The following is an 18,156-nucleotide window of genomic DNA, read 5'->3' as shown; positions in this document are numbered from 1 at the left end:
GCTCGCCTTTTTCGACTTGGTCGACGACCGACAATTTAAAAGTCAGCGTGTAGTCTCGCTGACTACGCCTTTTTGCTGATTCCATTACGCCCTCCTGAAAATAGATCAGAAGGTGTAAACCTTATTCAGGACGGGACAAGCGCAAAAAATAAATCAGTCCCCTAACCTCTAAATCAGTCCCCTGACCTCTAGCCCCTAACCTCTCATCTGGGGCAAGCGCGCATCTGCGTTGGATCAGTTACTGATCGCCAAGATACTCGCCTGATACGCGCCGACGAAGGTGTCAAAATCGACCACTTCCTCGGTTCTCTCAAGCTCCGCCTGTTCTGCCAATGAGGTGCGGGCCAGGGTTTCGAAGTTCGATTGTTCTTCGATACTCAATGGCTGGCTGCGGAAATACGCCGCATGGGCCTGGCTTTGACGGAACGAGAACGCCGTGAAGCCTTCCTTGTGTTCGGTCATGCTTGCCAGCACCTGCGCCGACGGTGTCAGTGAAGCATCAGCCACCTTCGCCCGCTGCGCCGCCAGCGACTTTGCATGCTCATCGATACCGTGACTTTCGTCCAACAACTTGATGATCGGCTCGATTTTGTCCAGCAACTCGTTGGCCCAGACTTTCAAGTCGATGGTGATGTCATTGCGGCTCAATTTCAGGCCCGGACGACGCCCCTCCTTGACCACCGCCAGGAAGTTCGACGAGGCATTACTGCACTCGTTGTCTGCTAACTGTGGGCTTTCATGCAAGGCGCAGAACAGGATGAATGCGTCGATAAAGCGTGCCTGCTGTAAATCAATGCCGGTCGGCAGGAACGGGTTTATGTCCAGGCAGCGGACCTCAACGTACTGCACACCACGAGCCACCAGCGCTTGAATCGGACGTTCGCCTGAATACGTCACGCGCTTGGGGCGAATGGTCGAGTAATACTCGTTTTCGATCTGCAGCACGTTGGTGTTGAGCTGAACCCACTCGCCATCCTTGTGCGTGCCGATCTCGACATACGGCGGGTAAGCCGTTGCAACGGCCTTGCGCAGGCTGTCGGTATAGGCCAGCAGATCGTTGTAGCAAGGCGTCAGGTCAGCCTGTGCATTGCTTTGATAGCCCAGATCGCTCATACGCAGGCTAGTGGCATAGGGCAGGTACAGCGTGTCGGCATCGAATTGTTCAAGCTGATGCGAACGTCCCCGCAGAAAGCTTGCGTCCAAGGCAGGCGATGCGCCGAACAAGTACATCAGCAACCAGCTGTAGCGACGGAAGTTACGAATCAGCCCGATATAGCTGTGGGATTGATAGTCACGGTCGCTGCCTTCGAAATCTTCGGTCTGCTTGAGTACCGGCCAAACCGCTTCCGGCAGCGAGAAATTGTAGTGAATACCGGCAATGCATTGCATTGTCTTGCCATATCGCAAGGCTAAACCCTTGCGATAGACGTACTTGAGCTGGCCGATATTCGACGTGCCGTAATAGGCAATCGGGATGTCTGCTTCTGCTGGCAGCGGACAAGGCATCGACGGGCTCCAGAGGAACTCGGTACCCAGTTTGCTGTAGGCAAAGCGATGGATTTTGTCGAGGCTGGTCAACGTGTCGACCGGATTTTTCAGCGCTGGTGTGATGAACTCCAGCAGTGATTCAGAATAATCGGTGGTGATTAGTTCATTGGTCAGCGCAGCGCCCAGGGCTTCCGGGTGCGGCGTCTGTGCCAGACGGGCATCACCCGTCACACGCAAGCATTCACGCTCGATACCGTGCAAGCACTGCTCCAATAAGGAGAGGTTAGCGCGCTCGCTAAGCAGAGCCAGGCGGCGGTTGAGAATTTCGCTCAAGTTGAATTCCTTCACGCATCAGTCGGCCCTATATGGGGATCGTAATGACGGTCTACAAGGGTGAGGAAAAAAACTGGCGTTGACGCCTCGTTTCGGCCTGAACGCCGGGTTTCCGATAACCAAAGATCCAGCATTGATTTCAGAGTATTTCGACACTGTTACACGGTGCCGAAATTACCTCATAAACATGTCTGACGGCTAGACGATAGCGAACGTGCCTTGCGCTTTCGCGACCAACTTGTCGTCCTGACGTACTTCAGCTTCCACTACCAGGGTTCGTCTGCCAGCGTGCAGGACAGTGCCGATACAGGTCACTTCACCTTCGGCCACGCTGCGCACATAGTTGATTTTGCATTCAACGGTAACGCTGCGCTTGTCGAAACCATGAGAACTGGAACATGCCAGGCCCATGGCGATATCGACCAGACTGAAGATCGCCCCGCCATGCATCACGTTGCCGCGATTGCGCAGATGCGGCTCAAGCGCCAGGGCAACTTCGGCCACGCCCTCGTCCAGGCGCACCACACGGCAGCCGAGTGTTTTGAAATACGCGCTTTGCGTCAGATCATCTGGAATATCCATCAACGTTTCTTCAGTTGTTTGGCATTGGCGAACAGTGAGGCCATGGCGTTGTTGGCGGGCGCTGCGCTCACGGGCTCCTTGCGTGGAGCGCTCTGCTGCTGACGAGGAGCCGAACCTGGACGAGCGCCGCGTGCGCCGTCGATTTTCTCGCCCGGAGTGTCGCCCATGCGCATCGACAAACCGACGCGTTTGCGCGGGATATCAACTTCCATGACTTTCACTTTCACCACGTCGCCCGCTTTAACGGCTTCACGCGGGTCCTTGATGAATTTTTCCGACAGCGCGGAGATATGCACCAGACCATCCTGATGCACGCCGATGTCGACGAACGCACCAAAGTTGGTGACGTTGGTCACGACGCCTTCGAGGATCATGCCCAGTTGCAAATCCTTGAGGTCTTCGACGCCATCCTGGAACTCGGCGGTCTTGAATCCGGGACGCGGGTCGCGGCCAGGCTTTTCCAGTTCCTGCAAAATGTCAGTCACGGTGGGCAGACCGAACGTCTCGTCTGTGAACTTCTTCGGATCAAGTCGCTTGAGGAAGCTGGCGTCGCCGATCAACGAGCGAATATCACGGTCAGTCTCTGCGGCGATGCGCTGTACCAGCGGGTAGGCCTCAGGGTGAACGGCCGAGGAGTCCAGCGGGTTGTCGCCGTTCATTACGCGCAAGAAACCTGCGGCCTGTTCGAAGGTTTTTTCACCCAGGCGAGCGACTTTTTTCAGCGAAGCGCGGGTCTTGAAGGCGCCATGCTCATCGCGGTGGGCAACGATGTTCTGCGCCAGCGTGGTGTTGAGGCCGGAAATACGCGCCAGCAATGCCACCGATGCAGTGTTCACGTCCACGCCCACGGCGTTTACGCAGTCCTCGACCACAGCATCCAGGCCGCGTGCCAGCTTGAGCTGCGATACATCGTGCTGGTACTGGCCAACACCGATGGATTTCGGGTCGATTTTCACCAGTTCTGCCAGCGGATCCTGCAAACGGCGAGCGATGGAAACGGCGCCACGGATCGAAACGTCCAGGTCCGGGAACTCCTTGGCCGCCAGTTCCGATGCCGAATACACTGATGCGCCGGCTTCAGACACCATCACTTTGGTCATTTTCAGACCTGGATATTTTTTGATCAGCTCGGCGGCCAGCTTGTCAGTCTCGCGGCTGGCAGTGCCGTTACCGATGGCGATCAAGTCGACCGCGTGCTTGGCGCACAACGCCGCCAGCACGGCGATGGTCTGATCCCATTGGTTTTTGGGTACGTGTGGGTAAACCGTCGCGTAATCGAGCAGCTTGCCTGTGGCATCGACCACCGCGACCTTGCAGCCAGTGCGCAGACCAGGGTCCAGGCCCAATGTGGCGCGTGGGCCGGCCGGTGCGGCGAGCAACAGGTCGTGCAAGTTGTGAGCGAAAACGTTGATCGCTTCGGTCTCGGCGCCATCGCGCAGCTCGCCCAGCAGATCGGTTTCAAGGTGCGAATACAGTTTGACCTTCCAGGTCCAGCGCACGACTTCGGCCAACCATTTGTCCGCCGCACGATTTTGATTCTGCAAGCCGAAACGCTCGCTGATCATCATTTCGCACGGGTGCATGGTGCCCGGCAGTTCTTCGCCGACTTTCAGGGCTGAGCTGAGAATGCCCTCGTTGCGACCACGGAAAATCGCCAGTGCGCGGTGCGACGGCATGCTTTTCAGGGGTTCGTCATGTTCAAAATAGTCACGAAACTTGGCGCCCTCTTCTTCCTTGCCGGCGACAACACGGGCGCTGAGCACCGCTTCGTGTTTGAGGAAGCTGCGCAGTTTTTCCAGCAGGGTCGCGTCTTCGGCAAAGCGCTCCATGAGGATATATTTGGCGCCTTCCAGAGCGGCTTTGACGTCGGCTACGCCTTTCTCGGCGTCGACGAAACGCGCCGCTTCGGTTTCCGGCGTCAGGGTCGGGTCGTTGAACAGACCGTCCGCCAGTTCGCCCAAACCGGCTTCCAGTGCGATCTGGCCTTTGGTGCGGCGTTTTTGCTTGTAGGGAAGGTACAAGTCTTCAAGGCGGGTTTTGGTCTCGGCGAGCTTGATGTCACGGGCCAGTTCAGGGGTCAGCTTGCCTTGTTCTTCGATGCTGGCAAGGATACTGATGCGACGCTCGTCAAGCTCGCGCAGGTAACGCAGGCGCTCTTCCAGATGACGCAGTTGCGTGTCATCGAGGCTGCCAGTCACTTCTTTACGGTAGCGAGCGATGAACGGCACGGTAGAGCCTTCATCCAGTAGCGCGACGGCCGCTTCGACCTGTTGCGGGCGGACACCGAGTTCTTCGGCGATGCGGCTGTTGATACTGTCCATAAAACCACCTGGCAAATGTGAGGGTGTACAAAAATCCAGCTGCTGGCGAACCGCCTGAAGTGAGCGTTGCCTGACCTTGAGGGCGGCGCATTATACCCAGCCAACCCAGATTAGGGGACCCGCCGATGACCTGTCGCCAAAGGGATCGGCGATTGTCGGATGATCCTGCGCAAACCCGCGGAAAAGAGCGTCAGTGGCGGCTCAGGAAAAATCTGCTAACAATGCACACGGTGCGCATCACAGCAGCTACGCCATAATGCGCGCCGAGATCAAAGGAGCATCCTATGAGCAGCACTGCACAAACGGCTGAAGGCGAGAAAATCCTCATCGTCGATGATGACCCTGGCTTGAGCAGCCTGTTAGAGCGCTTTTTCACCAGCAAAGGCTATCGTGCCCGCGCGGTGGCCAACGTGGAGCAAATGGATCGCTTGTTGGCTCGCGAGGTATTTCACCTTGTTGTGCTGGACCTAATGCTACCCGGCGAAGATGGCCTGTCCGCCTGCCGTCGTCTGCGCGCGGCGAACAATAAGGTACCGATCATCATGCTGACCGCCAAGGGCGATGAGCTGAGCCGAATCAAGGGCCTTGAACTTGGCGCCGACGATTACCTGGCCAAACCTTTCAACCCTGATGAACTGATGGCCCGCGTCAAAGCGGTCCTGCGTCGTCAGTCGGTTCCGGTTCCTGGCGCGCCGGGTACCGAAGACGAATCGGTCACTTTTGGTGAGTACGAACTGTCGCTGGCCACCCGAGAGCTCAAGCGCGGCGACGAAGTCCACATGCTGACCACCGGTGAATTCGCGGTGCTCAAGGCACTGGTTATGCACGCGCGTGAACCACTGACCCGCGACAAACTGATGAACCTGGCCCGTGGTCGGGAATGGGATGCGCTGGAACGCTCCATCGACGTGCAGATTTCCCGTCTGCGTCGCCTGATCGAGCCGGATGCTGCCAAACCTCGTTACATCCAGACCGTTTGGGGTGTGGGTTATGTATTCGTACCCGATGGCATCAGTGATACCAACACCGATAAGTAACCTCTGACCGATTGCTTGTGGGCCGAATTTCAACGCCCCGACAAACTCTCCAGTTACACCGATTCCCCTGATAAGGAAGGGTTTTCGGTGTGGCTGGTTTCGGCGTCTCTCTCGATCCGCCTATCCTGCAAAGTGTGTAGCTGCTGTTATGAAGACACCGCTGTGGTTCCCGCAAAGCTTTTTTTCTCGCACCCTCTGGCTGGTGCTTATCGTCGTTCTGTTTTCCAAAGCATTGACGCTGGTTTATCTATTGATGAACGAAGATGTGCTGGTCGACAGGCAGTACAGCCATGGCGTGGCGCTGACGCTGCGCGCCTATTGGGCAGCGGACGAGAGTGATCGCGAAACCATTGCCGATGCCGCAGGCTTGATCCGCGTTGTGGGCGGCGGGGTGCCCGAGGGCGAGCAGCACTGGCCGTATTCCGAGATCTACCAGCGTCAGATGCAGGCTGAGCTTGGCGCCTACACCGAGGTGCGCTTACGGGTACACGCGCCACCTGCGTTGTGGGTGCGCGCGCCAAGCCTGGGTGACGGCTGGTTGAAAGTCCCGCTGTATCCGCACCCACTGCGGGGGCAGAAAATCTGGAGCGTGCTGGGTTGGTTCCTCGCGATTGGCTTGTTGTCTACCGCGTCTGCATGGATCTTCGTCAGCCAGCTTAACCAGCCATTGAAGCGGCTTGTATTTGCTGCGCGTCAACTGGGCCAGGGGCGCAGTGTGCGCTTGCCGGTCAGCGATACACCCAGCGAGATGACCGAGGTCTATCGCGCCTTTAACCAAATGGCCGAAGACGTTGAGCAGGCTGGGCGCGAGCGAGAGTTGATGCTCGCAGGGGTGTCCCACGATTTGCGCACGCCATTGACCCGCCTGCGCTTGTCTCTTGAGCTGATGCCAGGTGATAACGATCTGACTGCGGGTATGGTCCGCGATATTGAGGACATGGACGCAATCCTCGATCAGTTCCTGGCGTTCATTCGCGACGGGCGTGACGAGGAAGTAGAAGAAGTCGATCTGGGCGATCTGGTCCGCGAAGTCGTCGCGCCTTACAACAGCCCTGAAGAGCAGATTCGCCTGTGCCTGGAACCGATTCCACCGTTCCCGCTTCGGCGGGTCTCTCTAAAACGCTTACTGGCCAACTTGATCGGCAACGCCATGCATCACGCAGGAAATGGCGTCGAAGTAGCTGCCTACGTGTCCGGGGACAGCGGTGCGCCGTATGTTGTGTTGAGCGTGCTGGACCGTGGTGCCGGAATCGATGAATCGGAACTTGAGGGCATCTTCAATCCATTCATTCGCGGCGACCGAGCACGCAGCGGCAAAGGCACGGGCCTTGGGCTGGCAATCGTCAAACGAATCGCGGCGATGCACGGTGGCAATGTTGAATTGCGCAACCGATCAGGCGGTGGGTTAGAAGCGAGGGTCAGGTTACCGCTGGGTCTGATGCTGCCACGGGATGCTGATTGAAGTGGCGTGATCTGTTCAGACTGTGTTGGAGCGAGGGAGGCTTGCCCGCGAATCAATGCCACAAGCTGCATAAGTCCGCGAACCTGAAACATCCCTTCGCGGGCAAGCCTCGCTCCAACAAGGTATTGCAACAGCCGGCAGGCGTATTAGCCTTTGCCTTTGGTCCGCGTCATGTGCGGCCCGCCGTTCTTCTCGATGTACTGAATAATCATCCCGGCCACATCCTTGCTGGTGGTCGTTTCAATGCCTTCAAGGCCTGGCGAGGAGTTAACCTCCATCACCAGCGGGCCGTGATTGGAGCGCAAGATGTCTACCCCGGCAACGCTCAAACCCATGACTTTCGCGGCGCGAATGGCGGTCATGCGCTCTTCCGGGGTGATTTTGATCAGGCTTGCAGTCCCACCCCGGTGCAGGTTTGAGCGGAACTCACCCGCTTTGGCCTGACGCATCATCGACGCGATCACCTTGTCGCCGACCACAAAGCAACGGATATCCGCGCCCCCGGCTTCCTTGATGTATTCCTGCACCATAATGTCTTGCTTGAGGCCCATGAATGCCTCGATCACCGATTCGGCGGCGGTCGCCGTTTCACACAGCACCACGCCAATGCCTTGCGTGCCTTCCAGCACTTTGATCACCAGCGGCGCGCCATTGACCATCTGTATCAAGTCAGGAATATCGTCCGGCGAGTGAGCAAAGCCCGTTACAGGCAGACCGATGCCACGGCGCGACAACAACTGCAATGAACGCAGCTTGTCTCGCGAGCGAGCGATAGCTACAGATTCATTGAGCGGGAATACGCCCATCATTTCAAATTGACGCAATACGGCGCAGCCATAGAACGTGACGGAAGCACCAATGCGCGGAATAACCGCATCGAAGCCCTCCAGCGGCTTGCCTCGATAGTGGATCTGCGGCTTATGACTGGCGATGTTCATATAGGCACGCAGGGTATCGATCACCACCATTTCATGACCACGCTCAATGCCAGCTTCTACCAAACGGCGGGTTGAATACAGACGCGGGTTTCGCGAAAGCACAGCGATCTTCATGCAGCACCTGTGGCAGAGGAATTAGAAGCCGTGAACACCGGCTTGTCCTGAACGTAAGTAATGCCTGGATTGACCACCAGTTGGCCGTCAATCAAGGCGTTGGAACCGAGTAGCAGCCGATAACGCATGGCTTTACGGCAGGCCAGAGTGAATTCGACCGGCCAGACTCGATCACCTAGCGCAAGCGGGGTGCGAATCACATAGCGCACCTGCGCGTGGCCGTTGGAGCTTTTTATGGTCTTCATGGCCACCAATTGAGCTTCGCAGCGGCGATGACGCAGCTGTACGACCGTGCCCAAGTGCGCGTTAAAGCGCACCCATTTCTCACCATCGCGCTCGAAGGGTTCGATTTCCGTGGCGTGCAGACTTGAAGTGCTGGCGCCGGTATCGATTTTCGCCCGTAGGCCCGCGACCCCCAAGTCTGGAAGCGCCACCCATTCGCGAAGGCCAATGACTGTTAAATGATCGAATGTTTTCAATGCGATTCCGTACGTTTCACGCTTTCTGCCAGACATCAGGATCGATCTTGGCCAAGGCTTTGAATGCGGGCTTGGCAAACCAATATCCCTGCATCAGATAAATGCCACAGTCGGCGAGAAAGTCTCGTTCTTCGGCATGCTCGATGCCTTCGGCGATGACTGTAACGCCCAACTCGGTACACATTGTGACAACCCCACGAACAATAGCCTGACGAACACGATCGCGATGAATATCACGTATCAGCGCCATGTCCAATTTGATCAGATCTGGCTGAAAGTCCGCCAGCAAGGTCAAGCCTGAATAACCTGCGCCGAAATCGTCGATGGCGGTCTTGAAGCCGAACTCACGGTACTCCTGCAGGATATGGGTGAGATGGTTGTTGTTATCGAGTCGCTCGCTCTCGATAGTCTCGAAGATCAACCTGTCGAGGGGGAAATTGTGCAACCGTGCAGCCTCCAGAGTGCTGCGAATGCACAACTCTGGACGGTACACGGCATTGGGTAAAAAATTGATAGAAAGATACTCGGTCATACCCAATTGTGCGGCCGTAGCAATCGCTCGGGTTCGGCACAACTGATCGAATCGGTATCGGTTCTGGTCAGTGATTTGGTTAAGCACCGACAATGCACCTTCGCCATTGATACCGCGCACCAGCGCTTCGTGGGCAAAGATCGAGCGATCACGCAAATCCACAATCGGCTGATACGCAAAGGTAAAATCGAAATCCAGTTCGGTGCTGGTTTTGCACCCCACACAGCTGCCGGGTGACGTTAACGAAGTCGGAAAATCTGTCACGTCGTACTCCACAAATGAGGCGCCACTGATCTTGGCGTGCATTTTAATCAAGGGTTGGGATTACTGGGTGATTGGCGTGACGTAGTAAAGTTTCTGACTATGTACTCGATTGGGGAATTCAGATGGCACAAAAGTCAGATGAGGACGAAAAAGTTCGTTTGGACAAATGGCTCTGGGCTGCGCGCTTCTTCAAGACGCGAGCCATGGCAAAAGCGGCGATCGAAAGCGGAAAGGTGCATTGTCGGGGCGAACGTTGCAAGCCTGGCAAGGAGCCACACGTCGGAGATGAGTTTCAGATTCGCGCAGGGTTCGATGAGCGGACCGTGGTGGTACAAGCGCTGTCCATCGTACGGCGTGGAGCGCCACAAGCACAGTTGCTATACACCGAAACCCCCGAAAGCGTATCCAAGCGTGAAAACGCCGCCGCTCAGCGCAAGGCCGGTAGCCTGGGTGTCACCACCGACGGCAAACCGACCAAAAAACAACGCAGACAGCTATTTCACTTTCATTCGGCGGATGACTGACTGAGTTTCTGAGCTGCGCACAACGCTTAAGTATTTAACCAGTGGCACCTTCGCCAGCAGCTTGAAAAGCGGTGCCGTCACCCTTAACAAGAAGCCCGTGCTTCTGGCGACGAACGGTGTGTAACAGCTCCAGCCCAATGCCAGCAGCGCTATCATGACGCCACCGATGTAATCGTCCTGGCCCCAATGGGCGCCAGCGACGAGGCGCGGCATCATGAACAGGAAAGCGAGAACCCAAATAATGACGCGTTGACCAGCGGTGCGACTGAAAACCGTCATGAACATCGCCCAGATCAACAGCACCGACGCATGGTCACCCGGGAAACTTTGACTGGAGCGGTCTTTCAATTGCCACTTGTCCTCCAGTGACGGGAAAATTTCGCTCAGTTTTATCGCGTCAGGGATCATCATAGATGCGCTGTCATGTTGCAGCGAAGTGTGATCGAGTACCTTGGAAAAGACCGTTCGGATGACCAACAGTAGGATCAGCGTCACCACGAAACCAATCAGCGCCGCCCGCGTTTGAGCCGCCTTGAACACCCAGTCGCCTTTGATCAGCAGGATCAGAAGGATGACGCCAACCACCGCGTCGAAGGGACGCATACTGGCGACAGTCCAGATGTATAGCCACACTGTGTTCTGCGCCAGCGGGCGATTGAGCAGATGGAAAAGCCATTCGTCGAACTGAGTGAACAATGCATGGCCTGTCGGCCAGATCCAGACAAGCAGCAGCGCCAGCGCCACAAGATTACATAGAACAAAACGCCTGACATTCCACCTGGGTTGGAACAACGCGGGATAGTCCATAAAATGCCCCTCATCGGCATGGCAGAGCACCACTGGGTGCCAAACCGCGCTTTATAAGCGCTTGTCATCACTTTGTCATTACTTCAGATAATTTCTCCTATGCATGATTTTCCGGATATCGATTACACCCAACGCTTCATTTTCGATGAAAGCGACATTCGCGGCGAAACCGTTGCATTGGAGCGCAGCTACGCCGAAGTATTGGCCAAACACACCTACCCCGAGCCTGTTGCACAACTGCTCGGCGAGATGCTCGCCGCTGCAGCGTTGCTCGTTGGCACCCTGAAATTCGATGGCCTGCTGGTGCTTCAGGCTCGCTCCCTCGGGCCAGTGTCGCTGCTAATGGTCGAATGCTCCAGCGAGCGCGAGATTCGCGGCATCGCCCGTTACGACGAAACCTTGATCAGGGGCGGCGCTACGTTGCAGGAGCTGATGCCAGAAGGCGACCTGACAATGACCGTAGACCCGCGTCAGGGCAAACGCTATCAAGGGATCGTCGGCCTGGAGGGCGTCGACCTCTCGGAGTGCCTGTCCACCTACTTCGTCATGTCCGAACAGTTACCTACGCGCTTCTGGCTCAATGCCGACGGCAAGCGCGCCCGCGGCTTGCTGCTCCAACAATTACCCGCCGCGCGCCTGACCGATCCGCAAGAGCGCGAGGCCAGCTGGCAACACGTGATCACTCTCGCCAGCACGCTGACTGCCGAAGAATTGTTGAGCCTGAATAACGAAACCGTGTTGCATCGCTTGTTTCACGAAGACCCGCTGCGCATGTTCGATGTTCAACCCCTGACCTTCCGTTGCAGTTGCTCGCGTGAACGCTCTGCCAATGCGCTGGTCAGCCTCGGTCTGGAAGATGCCCAACAGTTGGTGATTGAGCACAACGGAGTGGTCGAAATCGACTGCCAGTTTTGCAATCAGCGCTATTTGTTCGATTCCACGGATGTAGCGCAACTGTTCGCAGGTGGTGGGGTGGATTCGCCCTCTGATACTCGCCATTAAGGTAGTGCCAGGGGCATGCTGAATGGTTTGCGCCCGGCTGGGCGGGGCTTTCTTTATGTAGTTCTGACAGGAGGACCCTACCTTTTAGGGGCTTTTCTGGCATAATCCGGCCCACTTTTCGCTGTAGTAGTTGTTGTTTTTTTACTACAAAAACGTTTGGAGGACTCGGCCACCGAGCCGACGGGGACACTCATGACGCAAGCCAATAGCACCGTGTATACCGATCTCAGCATTGACGATCTGGTAAAAGAAGCCCTGAATCGCGGTGAAGGCGAACTGGCCGATACTGGCGCACTCGTTGTGCAAACAGGTCATCGCACTGGTCGCTCGCCGATCGACCGTTACATCGTTGAAGAGCCAACCACCCAGGACGCTATCGCCTGGGGCCCGATCAACCGCAAGTTTGCAGCCGACAAGTTCGACGCCTTGTGGGATCGCGTTACTGCGTACCTGAGCGAGCGCGATCACTTCGTGTCCCACGTACACGTAGGTTCGGACCCGGCTTACTACCTGCCGGTCAAAATGACCACCGAAACGGCATGGCACAACATGTTTGGTCGTTGCCTGTTCATCAATCCTGAACATTACAACGACGGCGCCAAACAAGAGTGGCAAGTGGTGAACGCGCCTTGGTTCGTCTGCGAACCTGAGCGCGACGGCACCCACTCCGACGGCACCGTGATCATCAACTTCGCCGCCAAAAAAGTACTAATCGCTGGCATGCTTTACGCCGGTGAGATGAAAAAAGCTATGTTCTCGGTGCAGAACTTCCTGCTCCCGGCCTACGACGTATTGCCAATGCACTGCGCGGCCAACATGGGCGAAGAAGGCGACGTAACCCTGTTCTTCGGTTTGTCGGGTACCGGCAAAACCACGCTGTCTGCAGACGAGAGTCGCTACCTGATCGGTGACGACGAGCACGGCTGGGGCGAAGGCGTTGTCTTCAACATCGAAGGCGGCTGCTATGCCAAGTGCATCGACCTCTCCGAGAAGAACGAGCCTGTCATCTGGAAAGCCATCCAGCACGGCGCCGTTCTGGAAAACGTCGTACTCGACCCCGTCACCAAGAAAGCCGATTACGCCGACGACAGCCTGACCCAGAACAGCCGCGCAGCTTATCCGCGTGAACTGATCGAAAAACGCGCGCCGAAAAACCTCGGCGGCGAGCCAAACGCTGTGATCTTCCTGACCTGCGACCTGACCGGCGTCCTGCCGCCGGTTTCGATCCTCAGCGAAGAACAAGCGGCCTACCACTTCCTGTCGGGCTATACCGCACTGGTCGGCTCCACCGAAATGGGCTCTGGTCCCGGCATCAAGTCCACCTTCTCCACTTGCTTCGGCGCGCCATTCTTCCCACGTCCGGCCGGTGAATACGCTGAACTGCTGATCAAACGTATCCGTGGCTTCAACTCCAAGGTCTACCTGGTTAACACCGGCTGGACCGGGGGCGGCTACGGTGTCGGCAAGCGCTTCAACATCCCGACCACCCGTGGCGTGATCGCAGCCATCCAAAGCGGTGCGTTGATCGGCGCAGAAACCGAGCATCTGGACACCATCAACCTCGACGTCCCTAAAGTGGTGCCAGGCGTAGATACTGCATTGCTCAAGCCACGCAACACCTGGGCAGACAAAGCAGCCTACGACGAAGCAGCCAAAGCACTGGCCACCTTGTTCACCGAGAACTTCAAGAAGTTCGATGTGAGTGATGCAATCAAGGCAGCGGGTCCGACGTTGTAATCGGATAGCGCTGTAAAAAAACCGCCCTTCAGGGCGGTTTTTTATTGTGTGGGATTTTAGATTATAGGAATTATCTTTTTCTACTGTATGACACTTCCCGAAAGCAAGTACCCCTCTTGCTGATATTGATTTTCAGATTTAGCTTGCTCGGCGTCGTTGCACGCTTGGCGGCCGATGATAAAAGGTCATTCCAGTAGCAGGTCTATCCAACATGTATAAAACCGACGACTTTCGCGTAACGCTTAGCTTTGCTCAAATGGCTGCCATTTTATCTTACGAGTCATTATCGGAAGGAGAAATAAGGTCAAATCGTATATTCGGTAGCTTGCGCCTTGTTGGAGGCATCGTTGAACTTGCCGGTGCGGGCATACTTTGTGCTATTCCTGAACCGACAATGATAAGCAAGGCCGGGTGTGTCGCCATGGACGTGCATGCCAGTGACCAACTCTCGGCTGCATCGACGCAAGTCCTTACCGGCAAGCAGACAGATTCATTCGCTTTTAAAGCCGGGGCGTCTGTCGCTGAATCACTCGGAGCCTCCAGTCAGGCAGGGCAAGTTATCGGTCTGGCGACCGAGTTTGCTGTACCCCTTTCTACGGCTTCGTTGTACAACGCATTCAGAGTGTCCTCGGTAAGGGCTGGGCGCATGACCGTGGTGACGAGTGAAATACCGTTGCATGCACCTAAAAAAATGGGTGGCGGCCATACTATTGCTAAGCATGTAGACAAGGACTTGGCTTTTCTGCAAAAGCGGTTCAGCAAAATAAACTAAAAATTCTAATGTACTCAAAGGTTAAATTCCTCCTCAAGCGGCCGCAGGTTGAATTTGATACTCACCTGGGTAGAGTAATCGGTTGGGGCATCACCAAGCAGCTTCCGAACGACTTTGTTAATATGTTAAAAATCCGAGCGATCATAAAGTTTACCGACTTCAATAATATGCCTTACTTTATTATTACTGCTTTTCCAATTAAGTGAGGGGCCGGCAATGATCTACGGAATTCTAATGGGATTTATGTACGAAGTTGGAACGGGTGTTGGCGAGTTTATATCCGATGAGGAAAGGGATAACTATGTTCAGATGTCGTTACCTGAAATAGTCAGTGAATACTTCGATACCCACGGTATCGTCAGCGCCTTCTTTCTAAAAAGGCAGATAAAAAGCTATATCAAAAGAAATATGACTGCAGACGGATTGGAGTACGCCGAGCCATTTAATCAAGAGCTGCGCTTCCCAGAAGACTACTTTGAAGGCGATCTTTTGGTATTCCTGACAAATGTTTTGTCATTGCTAGACGCAGAGGTGAAATCTCGAATCAAAGGGTATTTCTCTCGCAAGTGAGTGGGCGAGCCTGTCCGCAGTTGATACAAGACGGCTCTGGTCGTCCATCAGAAGACCCATCACCGCTTTCCTTGCCGGGAAATCACCGTTTTTTGGTCAAACCTTGCCCACTGCCGAGTGGTATTTGTTACTACCCCATCGGACTAAACCCGTTGGCCGCGCTGCAATAACGTCGCTCACGGTTGATACGCCCGCGCAGCCTCACAATACTGCTCCTGAGCAAGTTTGCTTTTATCGTCCCGATCCTTGGCAAAGCGTTTGGTCCAGTCGCTGCAGGTGTCTTTGAAAAAAGGCACTGCCGCTCTGCGACATTCACGGTATTCCACCGAGTCGCTGGCGAAGTTCATGCACACACTGCTGGTTTCGATGTGGTTGTTGTAGATGCGATAGCGGGCTTCGTAACGGTTGCGGTCGTCGATGCCGCGAATGAACACGCCCGCGACCTGATATTGCTTGCCGCGTGGTTCGGTCTTAGTTTTGTCAGCGGCGGACTTATAGTCGGCCATGTAGCGGTCTGAAACCATACCCTGAGGGCGACTCGACGTAGAGTCCGTGCGCGGGGCTTCACCAAAACGGCAATTGACGACGTCCTGATCAATAACGTTGCCGTCTTTAAGGCAGTGATCAAGCGATTTGGCCGTGGGCGCCGCCACCTCAAGCTTCGGTGCGATATAGACCACTTGTTCGGTGGTGCGAATCACTTCAGGGGCAGGCGCAGTGGGCGTCGTGTCGTCGGTGGCCGGCATAATCGAAGATTCAAGTGTGGTGGGTTTCGCAACTGATCTTGGCGAGTGAAATAGCTGAGCGAGGAGATACCCGCCAACCCCGAGCAAAATCAGAAAAATAACGACGCGGGTGAGCGACCAACCGCTCTTGCTGTGTACGGCTGCTCGCTTGCCCGGGTGAGAGCCGAGTACCACGTCAATTTGATCAGGCTTCAAGCGCTGCATGACGATGAGTCCGTCGTCCTCGGGCTGTTGACTGGATTGCATTGCCTCTCCCTGGCGACACGTCTGGCGTTACGTGCGGCGATTTATGACACAGCCATGAATGCGGCAAAGATTAAACCGCCGCGATGTTGTTTTGCTAGTACTGCGGACCATCAATGCGATGCATGTATCCTGCCTTCCATTTCTGTAACGGTTTTGGCCTGTGTTGCCTGGACCCACCGCGCTAAGGTTCAAATCCTTTGAAGCGGTCAATGGAGTGGCAGCTAATGCATCAAACCCTTGAACAGGTTTTCGGTTATCGGCAGTTTCGGGCAGGACAGGAGGCTGCGATCAGCGCTGTGTTGGCGGGGCGCTCCGCTGCGGCGATCTTCCCGACAGGTTCTGGCAAGTCGCTTTGTTATCAACTGCCGGCCTTGTTATTGCCGCACCTGACATTGGTGGTGTCACCCCTGTTGGCGCTGATTCAGGATCAACTGGCCTTTCTTAAGCGCCACGGTATTGCAGCGGCGAGCATTGATTCTGCGCAGAATCGCGACGATGTCGCTGACGTCATGGCGCGAGCCCGCAGCGGCGAGCTGAAGATCCTGATGATCTCCGTGGAGCGCCTGAAAAACGAACGCTTTCGGCACTTCATCACGCAGATCCCGATTTCGCTGTTGGTAGTGGATGAAGCGCATTGCATTTCTGAATGGGGGCATAACTTCCGTCCGGATTATCTGAAGCTGCCGGACTACCAGCGCGAGTTCAATATCCCACAAGCGTTGTTGCTGACGGCCACGGCTACACCAGGCGTGATCGCGGATATGCAGAGCAAATTCGCCATCGCACCTGACGACGTAATAGCTACCGGCTTTTACCGCCCCAACCTCAAGTTGCTGGTCGAACCGGTGCCTGGTCGCGATAAGCGTCGCCGGTTGGTGCAGTGGCTCGGTGAGCGGGCGAATCAGCCCACCATTGTTTACGTGACGCTACAGAAGACCGCCGAGTTCGTCGCCGCGCATCTTTCGGAAAATGGCATTGCCGCTTATGCCTATCACGCCGGTTTGGCTCACGATAAACGCGAGTCTATTCAGCGCCAGTTCATGAGCGGCAAACTCAACTGTATCGTCGCCACCATCGCTTTCGGCATGGGTATCGATAAGAGCGACATCCGCAACGTCGTGCATTTCGATCTGCCGAAATCCATCGAGAATTACAGCCAGGAAATCGGCCGGGCCGGGCGGGACGGTGCGCAGTCGCAATGCCTGGTATTGGCCAACCGAGACAGCCTCAACGTGCTGGAAAACTTTGTGTACGGCGACACACCGGAACGCGAAGGCATTCGTCGGGTGCTCGATGATGTGCTCAATGCGCGGGGCGACGGGCAGTGGGAGTTATTGCTGATGCCGCTGTCCGAGATGAGCAACATCCGTCAACTGCCGCTGAAAACCCTGCTGGTCCAACTTGAGCTTCGCGGGATCATTGCCCCGCGCTATTCCTATTTCGCGGAATATCGCTTCAAGTTTTTGCTGGCGCCGGAGCAGATCGTTCAACGTTTCGAGGGCGAGCGGCGGCAGTTTGTGCAAGCGCTGATAGAGACGTCCAGCCGCGCTAGAACCTGGGCCACGGTGAATTTCGACGCGATGTATCAGCAGTATCAAGCAGAGCGTGGACGCGTGGTCAAGGCGCTGGATTTCTTTCAGGAGAAGGGCTGGATCGAGCTGGAGAGCAAGCAGATGACCGAGGTGTACAGCTTGCTCAGAAGCGATTTTGACCCTGAGGCGTTGAGCGCCCAATTGCATGAGCACTTCGTGCATCACGAAACCACGGAGGTGGCGCGGATACACGCAATGCTGGCTCTGTTTAGCAGCCAGGAATGCCTTAGCTACCGGCTGGCGCAGTATTTCGGTGATGAGAAGGCACCGGCGCACTGCGGCCATTGTTCAGTGTGCGAAGGCCGCGTGGCGAGGTTGCCAGCGCCACCCGCACTCACGCCGTTTGAGGATCAGGATTTCCGGGGGCTTTGCGCTGAGTTCATCGCCAGGCATTCGGCCGCCAAGGGGATTACGCCCAGCGCCGAGTGCTTGACCCGGTTTTTGTGTGGTATCAGCGTGCCGCTGTTCACCAAGCTCAAGGCGCGCAGTATTCCCGGCTTTGCGGCGCTGGAAGATTATCCGTATGCAGCGGTGCGCGATTGGGCTGCTCGCCAGTCGGTAAACGCCTGAACCAACTGTGTGAAAACGTGGCGAGCGAAGGCAAGGCAAA

17 protein-coding genes are annotated in these 18,156 nt (G+C 55.9%); 9 read left to right on the top strand and 8 right to left on the bottom strand.

Annotation, left to right across the window (positions count from 1 at the left end; translation table 11 throughout):
- Positions 1-234: 234 nt before the first annotated feature.
- From gshA to VGC62_RS01890, 3 genes are all read right to left on the bottom strand, one after another.
- Positions 235-1,821, bottom strand: a complete 1,587-nt coding sequence (gene gshA, locus VGC62_RS01900) for a glutamate--cysteine ligase (protein WP_331185413.1) — start codon at positions 1,819-1,821, stop codon at positions 235-237.
- A gap of 198 nt (positions 1,822-2,019) precedes the next feature.
- Positions 2,020-2,403, bottom strand: coding sequence for a PaaI family thioesterase (locus VGC62_RS01895; RefSeq protein ID WP_331185412.1), 384 nt, complete (start codon positions 2,401-2,403; stop codon positions 2,020-2,022).
- Positions 2,403-4,724 (bottom strand): Tex family protein, encoded by a 2,322-nt coding sequence (locus VGC62_RS01890; protein WP_331185411.1) that lies wholly within the window; start codon positions 4,722-4,724, stop codon positions 2,403-2,405. The genes VGC62_RS01895 and VGC62_RS01890 overlap by 1 nt, the downstream gene beginning before the upstream one ends.
- A 284-nt stretch (positions 4,725-5,008) precedes the next feature.
- On the opposite strand from VGC62_RS01890, the gene ompR reads away from it, so the two are divergent.
- Both ompR and VGC62_RS01880 read left to right on the top strand, forming a co-directional pair.
- On the top strand, positions 5,009-5,761 hold the full coding sequence (gene ompR, locus VGC62_RS01885) for a two-component system response regulator OmpR (protein ID WP_331185410.1): 753 nt from the start codon (positions 5,009-5,011) through the stop codon (positions 5,759-5,761).
- A gap of 148 nt (positions 5,762-5,909) precedes the next feature.
- Positions 5,910-7,223, top strand: coding sequence for an ATP-binding protein (locus tag VGC62_RS01880; RefSeq protein ID WP_331185409.1), 1,314 nt, complete (start codon positions 5,910-5,912; stop codon positions 7,221-7,223).
- A 146-nt stretch (positions 7,224-7,369) separates the two neighbouring features.
- Here VGC62_RS01880 and rimK read toward each other — a convergent pair whose 3' ends face one another.
- Genes rimK through VGC62_RS01865 form a run of 3 tightly spaced genes read right to left on the bottom strand, consistent with a single transcriptional unit; the run spans position 7,370 to position 9,550 of the window.
- Positions 7,370-8,275, bottom strand: coding sequence for a 30S ribosomal protein S6--L-glutamate ligase (rimK, locus tag VGC62_RS01875; RefSeq protein WP_331185408.1), 906 nt, complete (start codon positions 8,273-8,275; stop codon positions 7,370-7,372).
- Positions 8,272-8,754 carry an ATP-dependent zinc protease gene (locus tag VGC62_RS01870; protein ID WP_331185407.1) on the bottom strand — a complete coding sequence of 161 codons (483 nt, stop codon included), beginning with the start codon at positions 8,752-8,754 and terminating at the stop codon, positions 8,272-8,274. Before VGC62_RS01870 ends, rimK begins: the two co-directional genes overlap by 4 nt.
- A gap of 16 nt (positions 8,755-8,770) precedes the next feature.
- Complete coding sequence (locus VGC62_RS01865; protein WP_331185406.1) at positions 8,771-9,550, bottom strand: EAL domain-containing protein; 780 nt, start codon at positions 9,548-9,550, stop codon at positions 8,771-8,773.
- Positions 9,551-9,672: 122 nt separating this feature from the next.
- On the opposite strand from VGC62_RS01865, the gene VGC62_RS01860 reads away from it, so the two are divergent.
- Positions 9,673-10,074 carry an RNA-binding S4 domain-containing protein gene (locus VGC62_RS01860; protein WP_331185405.1) on the top strand — a complete coding sequence of 134 codons (402 nt, stop codon included), beginning with the start codon at positions 9,673-9,675 and terminating at the stop codon, positions 10,072-10,074.
- Here VGC62_RS01860 and VGC62_RS01855 read toward each other — a convergent pair.
- Positions 10,045-10,881: a phosphatase PAP2 family protein gene (locus tag VGC62_RS01855; RefSeq protein WP_331185404.1), complete on the bottom strand. Its 837-nt coding sequence runs from the start codon at positions 10,879-10,881 to the stop codon at positions 10,045-10,047. The two genes, VGC62_RS01860 and VGC62_RS01855, sit on opposite strands and share 30 nt — an antisense overlap.
- A gap of 99 nt (positions 10,882-10,980) precedes the next feature.
- Between VGC62_RS01855 and hslO the strand changes: the two genes are divergently transcribed.
- The 5 genes from hslO (at position 10,981) to VGC62_RS01830 (ending at position 14,962) form a co-directional block, all read left to right on the top strand.
- Positions 10,981-11,883 carry an Hsp33 family molecular chaperone HslO gene (gene hslO, locus VGC62_RS01850; RefSeq protein WP_331185403.1) on the top strand — a complete coding sequence of 301 codons (903 nt, stop codon included), beginning with the start codon at positions 10,981-10,983 and terminating at the stop codon, positions 11,881-11,883.
- A 192-nt stretch (positions 11,884-12,075) separates the two neighbouring features.
- A complete protein-coding gene (locus VGC62_RS01845; protein WP_331185402.1) occupies positions 12,076-13,620 on the top strand; it encodes a phosphoenolpyruvate carboxykinase in 1,545 nt (514 codons plus the stop codon).
- 211 nt (positions 13,621-13,831) lie between these two features.
- Positions 13,832-14,392 carry a hypothetical protein gene (locus tag VGC62_RS01840; protein ID WP_331185401.1) on the top strand — a complete coding sequence of 187 codons (561 nt, stop codon included), beginning with the start codon at positions 13,832-13,834 and terminating at the stop codon, positions 14,390-14,392.
- A gap of 8 nt (positions 14,393-14,400) precedes the next feature.
- Positions 14,401-14,598, top strand: coding sequence for an RNase A-like domain-containing protein (locus tag VGC62_RS01835; protein WP_331185400.1), 198 nt, complete (start codon positions 14,401-14,403; stop codon positions 14,596-14,598).
- A 10-nt stretch (positions 14,599-14,608) separates the two neighbouring features.
- Positions 14,609-14,962: a hypothetical protein gene (locus VGC62_RS01830; RefSeq protein WP_331185399.1), complete on the top strand. Its 354-nt coding sequence runs from the start codon at positions 14,609-14,611 to the stop codon at positions 14,960-14,962.
- Between the two features lie 176 nt (positions 14,963-15,138).
- On the opposite strand, the gene VGC62_RS01825 is transcribed toward VGC62_RS01830, so the two are convergent.
- On the bottom strand, positions 15,139-15,954 hold the full coding sequence (locus tag VGC62_RS01825) for a hypothetical protein (RefSeq protein WP_331185398.1): 816 nt from the start codon (positions 15,952-15,954) through the stop codon (positions 15,139-15,141).
- Between the two features lie 224 nt (positions 15,955-16,178).
- Here VGC62_RS01825 and VGC62_RS01820 point away from each other — a divergent pair, with 224 nt between their 5' ends.
- Positions 16,179-18,116 (top strand): RecQ family ATP-dependent DNA helicase, encoded by a 1,938-nt coding sequence (locus tag VGC62_RS01820; protein WP_331185397.1) that lies wholly within the window; start codon positions 16,179-16,181, stop codon positions 18,114-18,116.
- Positions 18,117-18,156 lie beyond the last annotated feature (40 nt).

The sequence above is a fragment of the Pseudomonas sp. genome, from assembly GCF_036404235.1.
In the GTDB taxonomy this organism is placed as follows: Bacteria; Pseudomonadota; Gammaproteobacteria; order Pseudomonadales; family Pseudomonadaceae; genus Aquipseudomonas.
Note: the sequence above shows the minus strand (reverse complement) of the source record. Positions and strands in the feature narration are given on the sequence as shown.